Source organism: Thioclava sp. GXIMD2076, assembly GCF_037949795.1.
Classification (GTDB): Bacteria; Pseudomonadota; Alphaproteobacteria; order Rhodobacterales; family Rhodobacteraceae; genus Thioclava; species Thioclava kandeliae.
The window spans coordinates 2,519,205-2,532,083 of the sequence record NZ_CP149932.1 but is presented as its reverse complement, the minus strand read 5'-3'; the positions used below and the strand labels follow the sequence as shown (position 1 = coordinate 2,532,083).

15 protein-coding genes are annotated in these 12,879 nt (G+C 63.8%); 12 read left to right on the top strand and 3 right to left on the bottom strand.

What is annotated here, in order from left to right; genetic code table 11:
* Positions 1-2 precede the first annotated feature (2 nt).
* From WDB91_RS12515 to WDB91_RS12505, 3 genes are all read right to left on the bottom strand, one after another.
* Entirely contained in the window at positions 3-254 is a 252-nt protein-coding gene (locus WDB91_RS12515; RefSeq protein WP_339114519.1) for a DUF2312 domain-containing protein, read from the bottom strand.
* Positions 255-463: 209 nt separating this feature from the next.
* The gene (locus tag WDB91_RS12510) at positions 464-613 is read right to left on the bottom strand and encodes a hypothetical protein (protein WP_339112879.1); all 150 of its coding nucleotides are present in this window, start codon (positions 611-613) and stop codon (positions 464-466) included.
* 265 nt (positions 614-878) lie between these two features.
* On the bottom strand, positions 879-1,484 hold the full coding sequence (locus WDB91_RS12505) for a helix-turn-helix domain-containing protein (protein ID WP_339112878.1): 606 nt from the start codon (positions 1,482-1,484) through the stop codon (positions 879-881).
* A 421-nt stretch (positions 1,485-1,905) separates the two neighbouring features.
* Here WDB91_RS12505 and WDB91_RS12500 point away from each other — a divergent pair, with 421 nt between their 5' ends.
* The 12 genes from WDB91_RS12500 to WDB91_RS12445 all read left to right on the top strand — a co-directional run bounded on the left by WDB91_RS12500 (position 1,906) and on the right by WDB91_RS12445 (position 12,836).
* Positions 1,906-2,370 carry a hypothetical protein gene (locus WDB91_RS12500; protein WP_339112877.1) on the top strand — a complete coding sequence of 155 codons (465 nt, stop codon included), beginning with the start codon at positions 1,906-1,908 and terminating at the stop codon, positions 2,368-2,370.
* Positions 2,370-2,828 carry a DUF1937 family protein gene (locus WDB91_RS12495; protein ID WP_339112876.1) on the top strand — a complete coding sequence of 153 codons (459 nt, stop codon included), beginning with the start codon at positions 2,370-2,372 and terminating at the stop codon, positions 2,826-2,828. The genes WDB91_RS12500 and WDB91_RS12495 overlap by 1 nt, the downstream gene beginning before the upstream one ends.
* Positions 2,828-3,442, top strand: coding sequence for a hypothetical protein (locus WDB91_RS12490; protein ID WP_339112875.1), 615 nt, complete (start codon positions 2,828-2,830; stop codon positions 3,440-3,442). The genes WDB91_RS12495 and WDB91_RS12490 overlap by 1 nt, the downstream gene beginning before the upstream one ends.
* Before the next feature lie 261 nt (positions 3,443-3,703).
* Complete coding sequence (locus WDB91_RS12485) at positions 3,704-4,282, top strand: hypothetical protein (protein WP_339112272.1); 579 nt, start codon at positions 3,704-3,706, stop codon at positions 4,280-4,282.
* Positions 4,279-4,950, top strand: a complete 672-nt coding sequence (locus tag WDB91_RS12480; protein WP_339112874.1) for a hypothetical protein — start codon at positions 4,279-4,281, stop codon at positions 4,948-4,950. Before WDB91_RS12485 ends, WDB91_RS12480 begins: the two co-directional genes overlap by 4 nt.
* A 98-nt stretch (positions 4,951-5,048) precedes the next feature.
* Positions 5,049-5,336 carry a hypothetical protein gene (locus WDB91_RS12475; protein WP_339112274.1) on the top strand — a complete coding sequence of 96 codons (288 nt, stop codon included), beginning with the start codon at positions 5,049-5,051 and terminating at the stop codon, positions 5,334-5,336.
* Positions 5,329-6,039, top strand: a complete 711-nt coding sequence (locus tag WDB91_RS12470) for a hypothetical protein (protein ID WP_339112275.1) — start codon at positions 5,329-5,331, stop codon at positions 6,037-6,039. The genes WDB91_RS12475 and WDB91_RS12470 overlap by 8 nt, the downstream gene beginning before the upstream one ends.
* Positions 6,040-6,171: 132 nt before the next feature.
* Entirely contained in the window at positions 6,172-6,834 is a 663-nt protein-coding gene (locus tag WDB91_RS12465) for a DUF1441 family protein (RefSeq protein ID WP_339112276.1), read from the top strand.
* A gap of 3 nt (positions 6,835-6,837) precedes the next feature.
* Positions 6,838-9,063: a terminase gpA endonuclease subunit gene (locus tag WDB91_RS12460; protein ID WP_339112873.1), complete on the top strand. Its 2,226-nt coding sequence runs from the start codon at positions 6,838-6,840 to the stop codon at positions 9,061-9,063.
* Between the two features lie 2 nt (positions 9,064-9,065).
* Positions 9,066-9,269: a hypothetical protein gene (locus tag WDB91_RS12455; protein WP_339112278.1), complete on the top strand. Its 204-nt coding sequence runs from the start codon at positions 9,066-9,068 to the stop codon at positions 9,267-9,269.
* 5 nt (positions 9,270-9,274) lie between these two features.
* Complete coding sequence (locus WDB91_RS12450; RefSeq protein ID WP_339112279.1) at positions 9,275-10,732, top strand: phage portal protein; 1,458 nt, start codon at positions 9,275-9,277, stop codon at positions 10,730-10,732.
* Positions 10,716-12,836 (top strand): head maturation protease, ClpP-related, encoded by a 2,121-nt coding sequence (locus tag WDB91_RS12445; protein WP_339112872.1) that lies wholly within the window; start codon positions 10,716-10,718, stop codon positions 12,834-12,836. Before WDB91_RS12450 ends, WDB91_RS12445 begins: the two co-directional genes overlap by 17 nt.
* The last annotated feature ends 43 nt before the right edge of the window (positions 12,837-12,879 follow it).

Below are 12,879 nucleotides of genomic sequence, written 5' to 3'. Positions count from 1 at the left end.
TGTCAGTCCATCCCGAGCGCCTGCTTGTAGATGTCCATGATCGCCTCTTCCTCGGCGATGTCGTTCTTGTCGCGCTTGCGCAGAGCGATGATCTTTTTGAGGATCTTTGTGTCGTAGCCGCGGGCCTTGGCTTCGGCCATCACGTCCTTCTGCTGCTCGGCGATATCCTTCTTCTCGGCCTCGAGGCTCTCGAACCGCTCGATGAACTGGCGCAGCTCGTCGCCGGTCACCTGATAGGCTTTATCCTCAGCCACCTTGAAGTCGGCATCGGGTTTCGTCGGTGGCTTGCCCGCGTTGGTGCGGCTGATGTTATGGGCTGTGCGGGCGAGGAGCTCGGGCGTCTCTGTATTTTGGGGGATTGGCGTCATGGCGTTCACGATGGGCTCCTCGAGAAAAGGCCGGGCGGTGTCAGGCAGAGCACCGCCCGGCAGTTGGGTTGCGAGCAGTAGACAGGCAACCGATCTCAGAAAGCGGGGTTCTCGGCCTGCCATCGGGCGCAGGTCATCTGCGCGATGGGGTCGAGATAGATCAGCAGCAGAAGGAGAGCCGCGCAGGCGCAGACGATGGCCCCGAGGGACTTCCGTGAGTTGGTGGTCTGGTAAAACGTCTGCATAGCGCGGCTCCATCCTGAGGGGCGGCAGGCTCTTGTGTCGCTGCCGGTAAATAGATAGTTCGCACACAGAGAACCCAACGGTCAACAATAAAGTTCGCCATAAGAGAACAAGTTGATTCGTGTGGGATGACGTACCGCGTCTAAGCAGAAAGGCCCGCTATCAGCGGGCCTTTCTGCGGGATGGGCGGATCTCTTGAAAATATTATTGAATGGGGGTGTTTTAGTGGAGGTCTTGCGGCATCCGGTAGTCTGGATGGATTTGTGATTACTGCTTATTGACTAGATCTTTTGGAATATGGAAGCGAACTGGTGCTGCCCATTTCAAATGAACATTGTGAAGGTTCCGGCCCGTTGGGTTTAAGGATAGGAGGCTGAATGTGCCGGCTTCGGTCCCTTCCTTCATATATTTAAGCCAAATCATGCCATCGGAAGTCTCCGCAATTACTTTGCGGCCGATGGCCTCTGTCGGTACGCCATCGTGGGTGTCCCTAGAGAATAGCACGATATCCCCTGAGGAATATGCTGGCTCCATAGAGTCGCCCCTGATCTCAACGGCGACTATGCCTTTTGGCGAAATTTGTGGTGGGCATTGGATTTTATACATCCCGTTGCCTTTGGTGTAGTCATCTACTAGCGAGACTTCGTCGCCCGCGCCGGCGTATCCAGGCACCGCGATCGGTGGGCGGGTGGTGGCTATTTCGGATATATCTGCGTCCAAAGCCTCTAGTATTCGTACGAGTACATCAAAGGAGGGCTTCTTCTTGCCGTTCACTATCTCCGATAGATAGCCTTTTCCGACATCTATCGCGTCGGCGAGCTGTTGTTGGCTCATGTTGCGCTTTTCAAGCGCTGATTTGATGTCGATTTTCATGCATTGATTGTCATCTATGCGGTTTGAAAAATCGATAATCCGTGAGCGAACTGTTCGCTGACAGAAAACTTCACGTTGACTTGACGGTGTTCTCTGTGGGAGAACGTTGTTTATGATGACGCTCAAAGAATATCTCTCTCTACATCAGATTTCCCAAACAGACTTTTCAGGGAGTCTGGGGGTATCCAAAGGGTACCTGAGTGATCTTCTGCGCGGTCGAAAACTTCCCTCTTTGACCATTGCTGTGAAGATACAAGACCTCACTAAAGGTGCAGTTATGGCGGGCTCTTGGGTCTCTCCAAAAAACGGGGAGGCAGCATGATGCGAGCCTCCCCGCTGAAATCTGATTTTTCCAATCCATGCTCTCTTTGTGACGCGGGTCGCGTCCAGATCCTAGCGAACAGTTTTTCCGGAGGTTCACATGCGCCCTGTTGAGGCCGGTTCGATCCAAGATGTGGTGTCGGACGTTTATGACGTGTTTGGCGGGGTGCGGAAGGCGTCGGCGGCGACGGGGCTTGCGCCTTCGGTCCTGAGCTACGGCACCGAGATGCGCGAGGATCGTCCGGGCGGATTGGGGGTGAACTACCTCGACCGCATGGCGCGGATGGATCCCGCAGCGGCGGCCATTCTTGCAAGCCATTTCGCGGCGCTTGCGGGCGGCGTGTTTCAACCGATCGAGGTGGCTGTGGTGGAGGAGCTCACGAGCGCCTGCGCCGATGCCATCAAAGAAAATGGCGAGGCGATCTTCTACGCTCTGCAGGCCGCGCGGTCTGGCCGGTGGGAAGACGCGCAGATAGCGCTGCCGGAAGTCGATGACTCGATCACCGAGATGACCGGGCTTCGCGCGATCCTGATGCAGACGATCCAGACGAAGGGGGGCAGGTGATGGGCGCCCCGTTTGATGAATGGGCCGGACTGTCGCACTCGGCCAAACCGCAGGACTGGTCCGGCCCGATCGTCTTCGGGGTAGGGCCTTCGGATGTTGTCGGGCGCTCGGGCGGAAAGCCTGTCTATGTGACCTCGACTGTCCGCCTTGATCTTTACCAGGTCACCGAAGCCGACGCGCTCTCGGCGGCGCGGGCCTGTGCCGAGCTGTCGCGCATGGGCATCTGGGCGGTCTCGCCCGTGATCCTCGGGGCGGCGATGCTCGAGGTCGATATGCATCTCAAAATCAACGAGCCGGTCGGTTGGGCCAAACAGGTCGCAGGTCTCCGCAACGCGGCCGGCGCGCTCTGGGTGCCCGCCTGCCGGGGCTGGGCAAGCTGCCCGCAAATCTGGGCCGATGTGCAATGGGCCGCCTCGCATGGGGTGCCCGTCATGGTCGAAGCGAAAGGGGTAATGTGATGGGTGCGGAACGCAGCTTTACGGTGGTGGGCGATAACAGCATGCCCTCCTATCCGATCTCCGCCGAAGAGCGGCTCGATAGCCATTTCTTCATCCAATGGAACCTCAAGCGTTGGCGGAAGAGCGAGTTCCGCCAGCTGGCCGAGCCCGATGTGGGCTGGTATGGCTTCCAGCTCTTCTGCGAGGCGCATGACGAGACGCCGGTCGGCACCTTGCCCACGAATGAGCGGCTGCTGGCCAAAGCGCTGGGGATCACGCTCGAGCGCTGGCAGCAGCTTTGTGAACGCGACATCACCCCGCTTCACGGCTGGTACAAGGTGCGCTGCGACAATGGCGAGGTGCGCTATGCCCATAATGTGGTGACCGAGGTGGCCGAGGAGGCGCTGAAGTCGAAGCGCCGCAATGCCGCCGATGCCGAGAACCGCAAGGTGGCCAAGCAGCTCAAGGATCTCGAGGCGATGATCAAGGAGCGGATCGGGGCAGGGCAGCTGATGAACAACCCGATGTTCCTCGACCGGTTCAACGCATTCCTGGAGGAGCACTATCCCGGCAAGCAGCGGCGCGAGGCGCTGGTGCGACAGGCTCTCAACGAGTTCATGGAGGCCCAAGGGTGATGCGGAGTTTCTGTGTAATCAGTGATATTCTGTTACGGTTACAGAATATTCCGGAACGGTTACGGAAAAACACAGATCAAAACGGAAATGACACGGAATTTTCCGTGAATATTCGGCTGTCTTCCCTTTTTTTGCACGGTTTCTGTAACCGCCGAAAGGAGAAGAGAAGAGATGAAAAGAAAAGAGAAATACCGGATCGCACCGCCCTGAGCGTCTTGCTTGCGGCGGGCTTTCGGCCATTGCTGAGAAAGGAGCGGTGACATGGACAGTGTGGAACAGGCGACCGGCGAGAAGCGTGTGCGGGCGGTGCTCTTCGAGCCGCTCATGCGGCTGGGGCTCGGGCGCCCCTCGACCGTGACCAAGGCGGGTTTCGAGGAGATGATCGAGGAGGTGAGCGGCAAGCTCGCCTATATGTCCCAGATCAATCTCGATGCGCTCAAGGAAGAGATCGTCGCGCATCCGGGCGGGGCGCGCGGGGACCGGATCTGGGCGGGCGCGCAGATCCTGAAGAAGGCCGCCGAGATCGATCCGCCCGAAGAGACCGGCAGCCCGCTGATGCGCGCGGTCTTTGCCAGCGGCATGGGGCGCGAGGCGCTGCGCGATGGCTGGGCGCCCGAGCTGCGCCGTGCGGTCAAGGATACCCGCCGCTGGCCCAATGCGTTCGCTGCCAGCCAGCTGCGCGAGAAGGCGCGGGAGAACCTGCGCCGCCTGATGCTGATCGAGGAGAACATGGCCGCCGGCCGGCAGGTCTCCGATGACGACATGGCCTTCCGCCACCGGCGGCAGGTGGCGATGAACCAATGCGAGAAAATCGCGAAGCTGGCAGGGGCAGAGCAATGATGATGACGGATGTGCGGCGGGACCGGATCGTGGCGGCAGGGCCTCGGGTGATGAGTGTGCGCTCGGCGCTGGAATGGGCCTTCGGGCCGGAGAATGCTCGGATGGATTTCGACCATAGCGGGGCGCATGAGTTCGATCGCGTGGGCGTCTCTCCCGAATGGCGGATGATGCAACAGGCCAAGCTCGGCTGCCGCGTCGATGGTGGCGGCGCTGGCCCTGCGCCGCATGTGCATCCCGACGCGGCGATGATCGCGGCGGCGGTCGAGGCGCTGGAGCTGAACCCGATGTTCGGGCGCGAGATGGCGGTACTGGTGGCGACCCATGCGCGGGCAGGGACTGCGCCGGATTGGCGGGGATCTGCGCGACGTCATGTGGTGCCGGTTGGTTGGGAGTTCGATGATGATGGAGAGCAGATTGCTCAGGCCGTGGACGGAGAGACGTGGGAGTATCTGTCAGCATGTCGCCATCGTCGCGAGGTCACCAGCCAGTTCTGTCCAATCAGGATTATCGGTGGCGGCGTCGATGCGGCGCGTCGTCGTCGCGCCTATCTCGACTGGTGCGGAGCGTTGCTAGAGGTGTCAATCCAGCTGCGTGTTCCGGGCTACCTCGATACGATCAGGGTCTCTGCTGGCCAGCCTCCGCTCTCTCCGTGGAAAAATAGTTATTGACTGCGGCAAAGCCATTTGACATTTTGCAGTCACCACACGAGCGCCCGAAGGTTGAAAGACCTTGCGGGCGTTTTCCATTTCCAGACATCGGTGGCGATATGCATAAGGTTGAACGCGTATGGTTCGACCCGTCGGAGGATGGGCGAGGGGTGCGGATGCGGGTGTCCTTCAAGGCTTCGACGGTCGCTCCTGTTGAGACCACGAATGAATGGTGCTGCCGGATGGTCGGACCGGAGGGACCGATCGGCTATCTTGTCCTGCGCTTCTTCGGTCTGATCGGCGGGCGCGCAGTCTTTGAAGTGTCGCGCCTCCTGCCAGCCAATGCCGAGCTCGTGGCCGAGGAGGTGATCTTTCCGCACTCGCCCGAATGGTTCTGCAATGCCTAACCCCATCCTCGACACCTCCGGCTTCACCACTGCCCTCGACACGCTGGCCAAGCGCGATGTGGCGATTGCCTCGACCTGGGCGCTCAATGACACGGTGGAGGAGGCCCGGGCGCATGTGGCGGAGCGAATGAATGTGGTCTTCGACCGGCCCACGCGGTTCACGCAGAACGCGTTCCGAGTTCGCAAAGCCCGCAGCTCCGATCTGGAGGCGTCGGTCGAGGAGCGCGCGACAATCGGCCGGCGCCATTACCTGAAGGTGCAGGAAGAGGGCGGGCCGCGGGGGCAGACGGGTTTCGAGAAGCTGCTTTCGCAGAACCTCGCCTTTGAAGGCATTATCCAGTCGGTGATCCCTGCCGAGGGCGCGCGGCTCGATGCCTATGGCAATTGGTCGACGGGCGAGCGCAATCAGGTGCTCTCGGCGCTGAATGCCCAGCGGGACCGGTCTGCTAACGAGACGACGGCCTCGCGCAAGCGCAAACCCAAACGGGCGCGGTATTTCGTGCCCAAAGCGGGGCTCACGCAGGACATCTACAAGCGCGGGCCCTCGGGCATCGCCGAGCGCGTGGCGATCCTGTCGGACAAGGTGCCGGTCTATCACAAGCGTCTCGGCTTCTTCGCCGAGGCCGAGCGGATCTACGAGACGCGGCTGCCCGTCCATCTGGGCCGGACGCTCGCCAAGATGATCGCCAAGCGCTTCGGGTAAGCCCCACGGGTCCTTCCGGGCCCATGCCCGCATGCGGGTAATTCGCACCCCGTGACTTTCACCTGTTCTGGAGTTTCCCGCAGGTGGGGTTGGGGTTGTTGTTGTTATTCTTGAGATTGGAGGGAGTGTCCGATGGACAACCTTGTCACGCTGGCGGACGGGAGCGTGCTCGATACCGCGCTCTATCCGCTGCCCGACGGGTTGGCGGATGGGGTGATGAACCGCGCACAGCTCGCCATCGCCTTCAATGTCTCGGAGAACTCGGTCAGCAAATGGGTGGGCCAAGGCATGCCCGTGGAGACCGCGGGCCAGAACGGTGTCTCCTACGAGTTCCGGCTCTCGCAATGCTATGCCTGGCGCATGGCGCGGGACGAACAGAGCCGCGCGACCAAGGCCTCGCGCGAGGCGCATGCGATGCAGGCCTCGCTCGCCTTCCGCAACCTCGATGAGGAGCAGGAAGAGGAAGAGGGCGGGCTGACCGCCAAGCAGCTGCGCGAATGGTCCGAGGCCGAGTATCACCGTAACCGCGTGGCCGAGCAGCGGGGCGAGCTGGTGCGGGCGGCGCGGGTCTCCGAGCTCTTGGAGGATCTGATCGGGGTGGTGGCCACGGCCTTGGGCACGATGCCCGACCATCTCGAGCGCGATCTCGGGCTCGGGGTCGAGGAGGTCGCGAAGGTCGAGGCGCGCTGCGACAAGGTGGTGATGAAGATGCGCGAGCGGATCGAGCGCTCGATCCTCGGTGCGGGCGTGGTGGAGGATCTGGCGGAGTTCCGTCAGGACGAGATGGGGCTTTAGGACATGGTCGAGATGATGGATCGCGGGGCGTCGGTGCTGACCATCCCGCCGCTGCCCGCCTGGACGCAGCCGCGCGAGCTATTGGCCGATGCGCTGCCGCTTCTGGATCCGCCCTCGCGGATCTCGGTGACCGATGCGGCCGAGCAGTTCATGCAGGTGCCGATCGGCACGGACTGGTCGCTCTTTGACCGTTCGGTCGCGCCCTATATGGTCGAGCCTGCCGATATCACCCAGTCGCGCAAGTTCAAATCGGTCTGCTTCGTGGGGCCGTCGCAATCGGCCAAGACCACGATGCTGATCACGGTGGCGGTGCATTCGGTGATGTGCGCGCCGGCTCCGGTGCAGATCATCCATATGTCGAAGCCCGATGCCGATGCCTGGGTGGAGGAGAAGCTCGACCCGATGATCGAGCATAGCCGGATGGTGCGCGAGCGGCTGGGACGGGCGCGTGATGACAGCACCTTCTCGCGCAAGCGCTTCAAAGGGATGCGGCTCACCATCGGCTATCCGGTGGCGCGTCAGCTGTCCTCGCGCTCGCAGCGACTGGTGCTGCTGACCGATTACGATCACATGCCGCAGGTGTTGGGGCCGAAGGACGCGCCCGAGGGCAGCCCCTACGGGATGGCGCGCCAGCGGATCCGGACCTTCATGTCGCGCGGCTGCGTGCTTCTCGAGAGCACACCGGCCTTTCCGGTGACCGACGAGACCTGGAAGGCGGGGCCACAGAACCCGCATGAGCTGCCGCCTGTGTCTGGGGGCATCGTGCGGATCTATAACGAGGGGACGCGGGGGCGGTTTTATTGGGAATGCCGCGAATGCGGCGATCTCTTCGAGCCGCACTTCAAACACCTGCGCTATGACAACACGCTCGAGCCTGCCGTTGCAGGGGCGCGGGCCGAGATGGGCTGCCCGCATTGCGGCGCGCTTTACAGCCACCGGCACAAGAACGAGATGAACCGCCAGATCCTCAAAGGGCACGGCGGCTGGCTGCATGAGGGCACGACCGTTGGCGCGGATGGCAAACGGGCACTGGTGACCATTGGTGATCCGGATCTGCGCGCTACCGATGTGGCCAGCTATTCGCTCAACGGGGCGGCGGCGGCCTTTGCCAGCTGGGAAGGGATCGTGACCTCCTACGAGCTGGCACTCCGGCAGGCCGAGCAGTTCGGCGATTATACCGAGCTCTCCCGCGTCTACTTCACCGAGCGCGGCGAGCCTTATGTGCCGCATGGGTTGCAGATCGAGGGCGAGCTGACCACCACCATGCTCTCCGAGCAGGCAGTGAGGCTCGACCGCAGGACCGCGCCCGGCTGGACGCGCTTCATCACCACTTCGGTCGATGTGCAGGGCAACCGCTTCGAGGCGCTGGTCATGGCCTGGGGCGCGCAGGGCGAGCGCGTGATTATCGACCGCTTCGCGCTGGCGCAACCGCCCGAAGGGGCGCCAAAAGCCCGCAACGACGAGGGCGAGGTCCGCGCCCTCGATCCCGGCCGTTATGCCGAGGATGCCGGCGCACTCACCCAGCTGGCCGGCCGCACCTATCCGGTCGAGGGCCAGCCCTGGGCCTTGGCCCCTTGCGCGGTCGCGGTGGACTTCAACGGGCCTGCGGGGTGGTCGGACCATGCCGAGCGCTTCTGGCGCGGGCGGCGCAAGGCGGGCGAGGGGGATCTGTGGTTCCTCTCCATCGGGCGGGGCGGGCCGAACCTCTCGGACCAGGTCTGGTATGCCGCCCCCGCGCGGGGCTCAAAAGGCCGCAAAGCCCGTGCAGTCCGGCTCCTCAATATGGCGACCGACCGGCTGAAGGATTCGGTGATGGCGGCACTCGGGCGGTTCGAGCGGGGCCCCGGCGCGCAGCACACGCCCGACTGGCTGGAGGAAGAGCATCTGGCCGAACTGCTGGCCGAGCGCCGTGGCCCGAAGGGCTACGAGCTGAAGGCCGGCGTCAAACGCAACGAGACGCTCGATCTCTCGGTGCAGGCGCTGGCACTGGCCGAGCATAAGGGCCTGAGCCGCATCAACTGGGAGGATCCGCCCGATTGGGCGGTGCTGGGCGTGGCCAATCCCTTGGCCGTGCGCCTTGCGCCGGAAGCGGGCGAGGCACCCGAACCGGACGCATCCGAGCCGGATCAAGAGACAGAACCAGAGGCGGCGGGTGATCCCGATACGCCTCCCTACACACCGCGCCCGCAACCTGCGAACATGGGCATCAGATATCTTCGGAGACGCTAGAGATGGCTTGGACAGCAGCAGATATCACCCGCATGGAGCGGGCGATCGCGACCGGCGCGCGGGTGGTGCAGATCAATGGCGAGCGGGTGGAATGCCGCACGCTCGACGAGATGCGCGCCACGCTGGTGATGATGAAAGACCAGCTCTCGGGCGCAGGCACGGGCCGCTTCAAGGTGAGCTATCCCAGAACATTGCGGGGGCTCTGAGATCCATGAACCCGATCGACCGTATGGTGTCCTTCTTCAGTCCTGAAGCGGGCTATAAACGGCTGCGCGCCCGAGCGGGGGCCGCACAGCTGATGAACTTCGATGCCGCCTCGCGCGGACGGCGCACCTATGGCTGGAAAGCGCCGGGCTCCTCGGCCGATGCCGCAGCCTTCGGCCATCGCGCGCGGATGCGCAATCTCTCGCGCGACATGATCCGCAACCGCCCCTATGCGGCGCGCGGGCGCGATGTGGTGGTGGCCAATGTGGTGGGTGAGGGGATCACGCCCTCGATCCGCATGGAGGGCGGGCAAGGCAAGGGGCAGGACAAAACGCAGGTGGAGGCCGCGCTCCAGCATCTCTTGACCCCCGATATCGATGCGCTTGGCGAGTATGACCTCTTCGAGATGCAGGGGATCGTGATGTCGACGGTCTTTGCCGATGGCGAGGTGCTGGTGCGTAGGCGCATGCGCAATCCGCGCCATGATCCGCAGCTGCGGCTGCCCTATCAGGTCGAGCTGATCGAGGCTGATTATCTCGATATGACGGTGCAATCGCATGGGCAGAACCTCGTGGTGGAGGGGATCGAATACGGGCCCACCGGCGCGATCGAGGCCTATCACCTCTATAACGAGCATCCGGGCGCCGTGCAGAACCGTCGCGCTCTCAGCTCCACGCGGGTGCATTGGTCCGACATCCTGCATATCCGCCGCTTTGACCGCGCGGACCAGCTGCGCGGTGTGCCGTGGCTGGCGCCGGTGATGATGACGCTGGGCGAGTTGGGCGATTATCAGGAAGCGCAGATCCTCAAGCAGAAGATGGCCGCGCTGATGGCGGTGGTGATCGAATGGGAGGATGCGGCCACCCGTCCGGCCAATGCCGGCGCGGGGCTCGAGGAGCTGGCCCCGGGGGCGGTGGTCAACCTCCCCGCGGGGGCAAAGCCCAACTTCACCAACCCGCCGAGGATCGACGGTTATGACGAGTTCATGCGCCGTGGCCTTGGCATGGTCGCGATGGGCCTCGGCATCAGCTACGAGGCGCTCGCGGGCGATCTGAAGGGCGTGAACTTCTCCTCGGGCCGGATGGGGCGGATGGAGATGGACCGGCTGGTGCGCATGTGGCAGCGCGGGCTGATGATCGGCCAGTTCTGCCGCGGCATGGAGCGCTGGTTCCGCGAGGGGCTGGCGGTCAAAGGGGCGGCGCTTCCCGCCTTCACCATCGACTGGACGCCGCCCCGGCGGATCCTTGTCGATCCGACGAAAGAGATCCCCGCGATGATCGAGGAAGTCGAGGCAGGGCTGAACTCCCGCCAGCGCACCCAGCGCGAGCTTGGGCGCGATCCTGACACGATCCGCGCCGAGCGGGCGCAGGACCACGCGGCAGACGCGGCGGCGGGGCTCGATCCGGTCCAGCCCAAAGCGGCGGCGGGTGCACAGACACAGGAGAGAGATGATGAAAGCGAGTGACCTGATTGTGGGCGGCGAGCTGATCCTGAGCGGGACGGTGCTGCTGGATGACTATGCGGGCTATATGCTCGAGAGCGATATCTTCTTCGCGCCGCGCATGGTGCGCGAAGCGCTGCAGATCATGGGCGAGGGGCCGGTGACCGTGCGGGTCAATTCGGGCGGCGGCCATGTCTGGGCGGGCGAGCAGATCCGCGCGATCCTCGCGGCCCATCCGGGCGGGACCACCATCGTGGTCGAGGGGCTTGCGGCTTCGGCCGCCTCGCTTCTCCTGATGGCAGGGACCAGCCGCCTGATGTCGCAGGGCTCGCAGCTGATGATCCATGACCCGTCGGGTTTTGTCTTCGGGACCGAAGCCGAGATGCGCCGTGAGGCCGATGTGATCGGAGCCTCGGCCCAGACCTATGCCGCCGTCTATGCAAGCGCCTCGGGCAAGACGCCCGAGGAGGTCCGCGAGATCATGAAGGCCGAGACCTGGTATGGCCCCGAAGAGGCCGTGGCACAGGGCTTTGCCGACGGGATCGCGGGCGAGGACAGTGCCGCTGCCACCTCCAGCCTGACAAGATTTGCCACGATGGAGGCCGCGCAGGCGGCCTTCATGAGTGCGGGCGCGAGCTTCGAGCAGCTCCTGTCCCGTGTTCCGGACGCGGCCCGCCGCGCCACCCCCAACCCCAAGGAGATTTTGATGACCACGCCCACGACCACCCAAACCCAGACGCCGCCCGCACCGGCCCCGCAACCGGCACCGGTGATGATGGCCCCGCCGCAACCGGCGCCCCAGCCCGCACCCCAGATGACCGCACCGCAGCCCGATCCGGTGGCGGCCGAGCGGGCGCGGGTGAAGGGCATCCGCGAGATGGCCGCGCCCTTCCTGACCTCGGGCCGGCTGATGCAGGCCGATATCGATGCGCTCATCGATGATGGCACGGCGCTCTGCGATGCCGGCACCCGCTTCATGGCCCAGATGGCCGCCGCCGAAGCGCCAAGCCGCAGCCATAGCCCCGCCCATGATCCGGCCCGCATCACGCGCGATGAGACCGACACCCGTATGGAAGGCATGATCGGGGCGCTGATGAAGAAGACCGATGGGCCGGCCGCCGATTATCGCGGGCTGCGGATCAAGCGCATGGCGATGGATCTCGGCGGGGCCACGCGCGGCTATGATGAGGCAGCGCAAGTCAAGCGCGGCATGATGGCCACCACCATGACCGGCGGGGCGCTCGGTGTCAGCGATTTTGCCTATATCACCACCGAGGTGATGAAGCGCACACTTCTGGCCGCCTATCAGCGCCGCGCGGCCAGCTGGCAGCTGGTGACCGGTGCACCGATCTCGGCAGCCGATTTCCGCGAGCTGCATGCGGTCCGCTTCGGGGGCGACTTCCAATTGAAGCCTGTGGGCGAGAATGGCGAGTATAAACAGGCCCGTCTTGTTGATGAGGCGGAAGGGCTGAAGGTCGAGCGCCGTGGGCGCACGATCAATCTCACTTTTGAAGCGGTGATCAATGACGATATGGGCGCTTTCCAGCGCATCCCGACCGAGTTCGCCACCGCCGCGCGGTTGATGGAAAGCTCGATGGTCTGGACGCTCTTCCGCACTAACGCCAAGCTCAAATCCGATGGCAAGGCGCTCTTCCATGCCGATCACGGCAATCTCGCGGGCACCGCGGCCGCGATCTCGGTCGCTTCGATTGCCGCCGCCCGCAAGGCGATGTGGGAGCAGCGGGCGTTCGGCTCGAAAGACAGCGATGACTTCCTCTCGATCGAGGCCGACCGGCTGATCGTGCCGCCCGCGCTCGAGATGGTGGCGGGGCAGTTCATCACCACGATTACCCCGGCCAAGACGGCGGATGTGAACCCGTTCTCGAACTCGCTGACGCCCTCGACGGTGGGGCATCTGGGCGCCGCGGCGGGCGGCTCGGATACCGCCTGGTATCTGGTCTCCTCCGACATGCCGCCGATCCAGCACGCCTATCTCGAGGGTTATGAGGCCCCGACGGTGGAGACGCTCGACGGCATGAACCCCGATGTGGTGACGATGAATGCGCGCCACATTTTTGGGGCGGCGGCGGTCGAGTATCGCGGCACCTATAAGAACGCGGGCGCCTGATCGGGCGTGACGTGAAGAGACCGGATCTGACGAACGGGCGCCC

Bases quoted from the DNA above. Each gene is read 5' to 3' on its own strand.
- WDB91_RS12510 (WP_339112879.1), bottom strand. From the start codon at position 613: ATGCAGACGTTTTACCAGACCACCAACTCACGGAAGTCCCTCGGGGCC.
- WDB91_RS12505 (WP_339112878.1), bottom strand. From the start codon at position 1,484: ATGAAAATCGACATCAAATCAGCGCTTGAAAAGCGCAACATGAGCCAA.
- WDB91_RS12500 (WP_339112877.1), top strand. From the start codon at position 1,906: ATGCGCCCTGTTGAGGCCGGTTCGATCCAAGATGTGGTGTCGGACGTT.
- WDB91_RS12495 (WP_339112876.1), top strand. From the start codon at position 2,370: ATGGGCGCCCCGTTTGATGAATGGGCCGGACTGTCGCACTCGGCCAAA.
- WDB91_RS12490 (WP_339112875.1), top strand. From the start codon at position 2,828: ATGGGTGCGGAACGCAGCTTTACGGTGGTGGGCGATAACAGCATGCCC.
- WDB91_RS12485 (WP_339112272.1), top strand. From the start codon at position 3,704: ATGGACAGTGTGGAACAGGCGACCGGCGAGAAGCGTGTGCGGGCGGTG.
- WDB91_RS12480 (WP_339112874.1), top strand. From the start codon at position 4,279: ATGATGATGACGGATGTGCGGCGGGACCGGATCGTGGCGGCAGGGCCT.
- WDB91_RS12475 (WP_339112274.1), top strand. From the start codon at position 5,049: ATGCATAAGGTTGAACGCGTATGGTTCGACCCGTCGGAGGATGGGCGA.
- WDB91_RS12470 (WP_339112275.1), top strand. From the start codon at position 5,329: ATGCCTAACCCCATCCTCGACACCTCCGGCTTCACCACTGCCCTCGAC.
- WDB91_RS12465 (WP_339112276.1), top strand. From the start codon at position 6,172: ATGGACAACCTTGTCACGCTGGCGGACGGGAGCGTGCTCGATACCGCG.
- WDB91_RS12460 (WP_339112873.1), top strand. From the start codon at position 6,838: ATGGTCGAGATGATGGATCGCGGGGCGTCGGTGCTGACCATCCCGCCG.
- WDB91_RS12455 (WP_339112278.1), top strand. From the start codon at position 9,066: ATGGCTTGGACAGCAGCAGATATCACCCGCATGGAGCGGGCGATCGCG.
- WDB91_RS12450 (WP_339112279.1), top strand. From the start codon at position 9,275: ATGAACCCGATCGACCGTATGGTGTCCTTCTTCAGTCCTGAAGCGGGC.
- WDB91_RS12445 (WP_339112872.1), top strand. From the start codon at position 10,716: ATGATGAAAGCGAGTGACCTGATTGTGGGCGGCGAGCTGATCCTGAGC.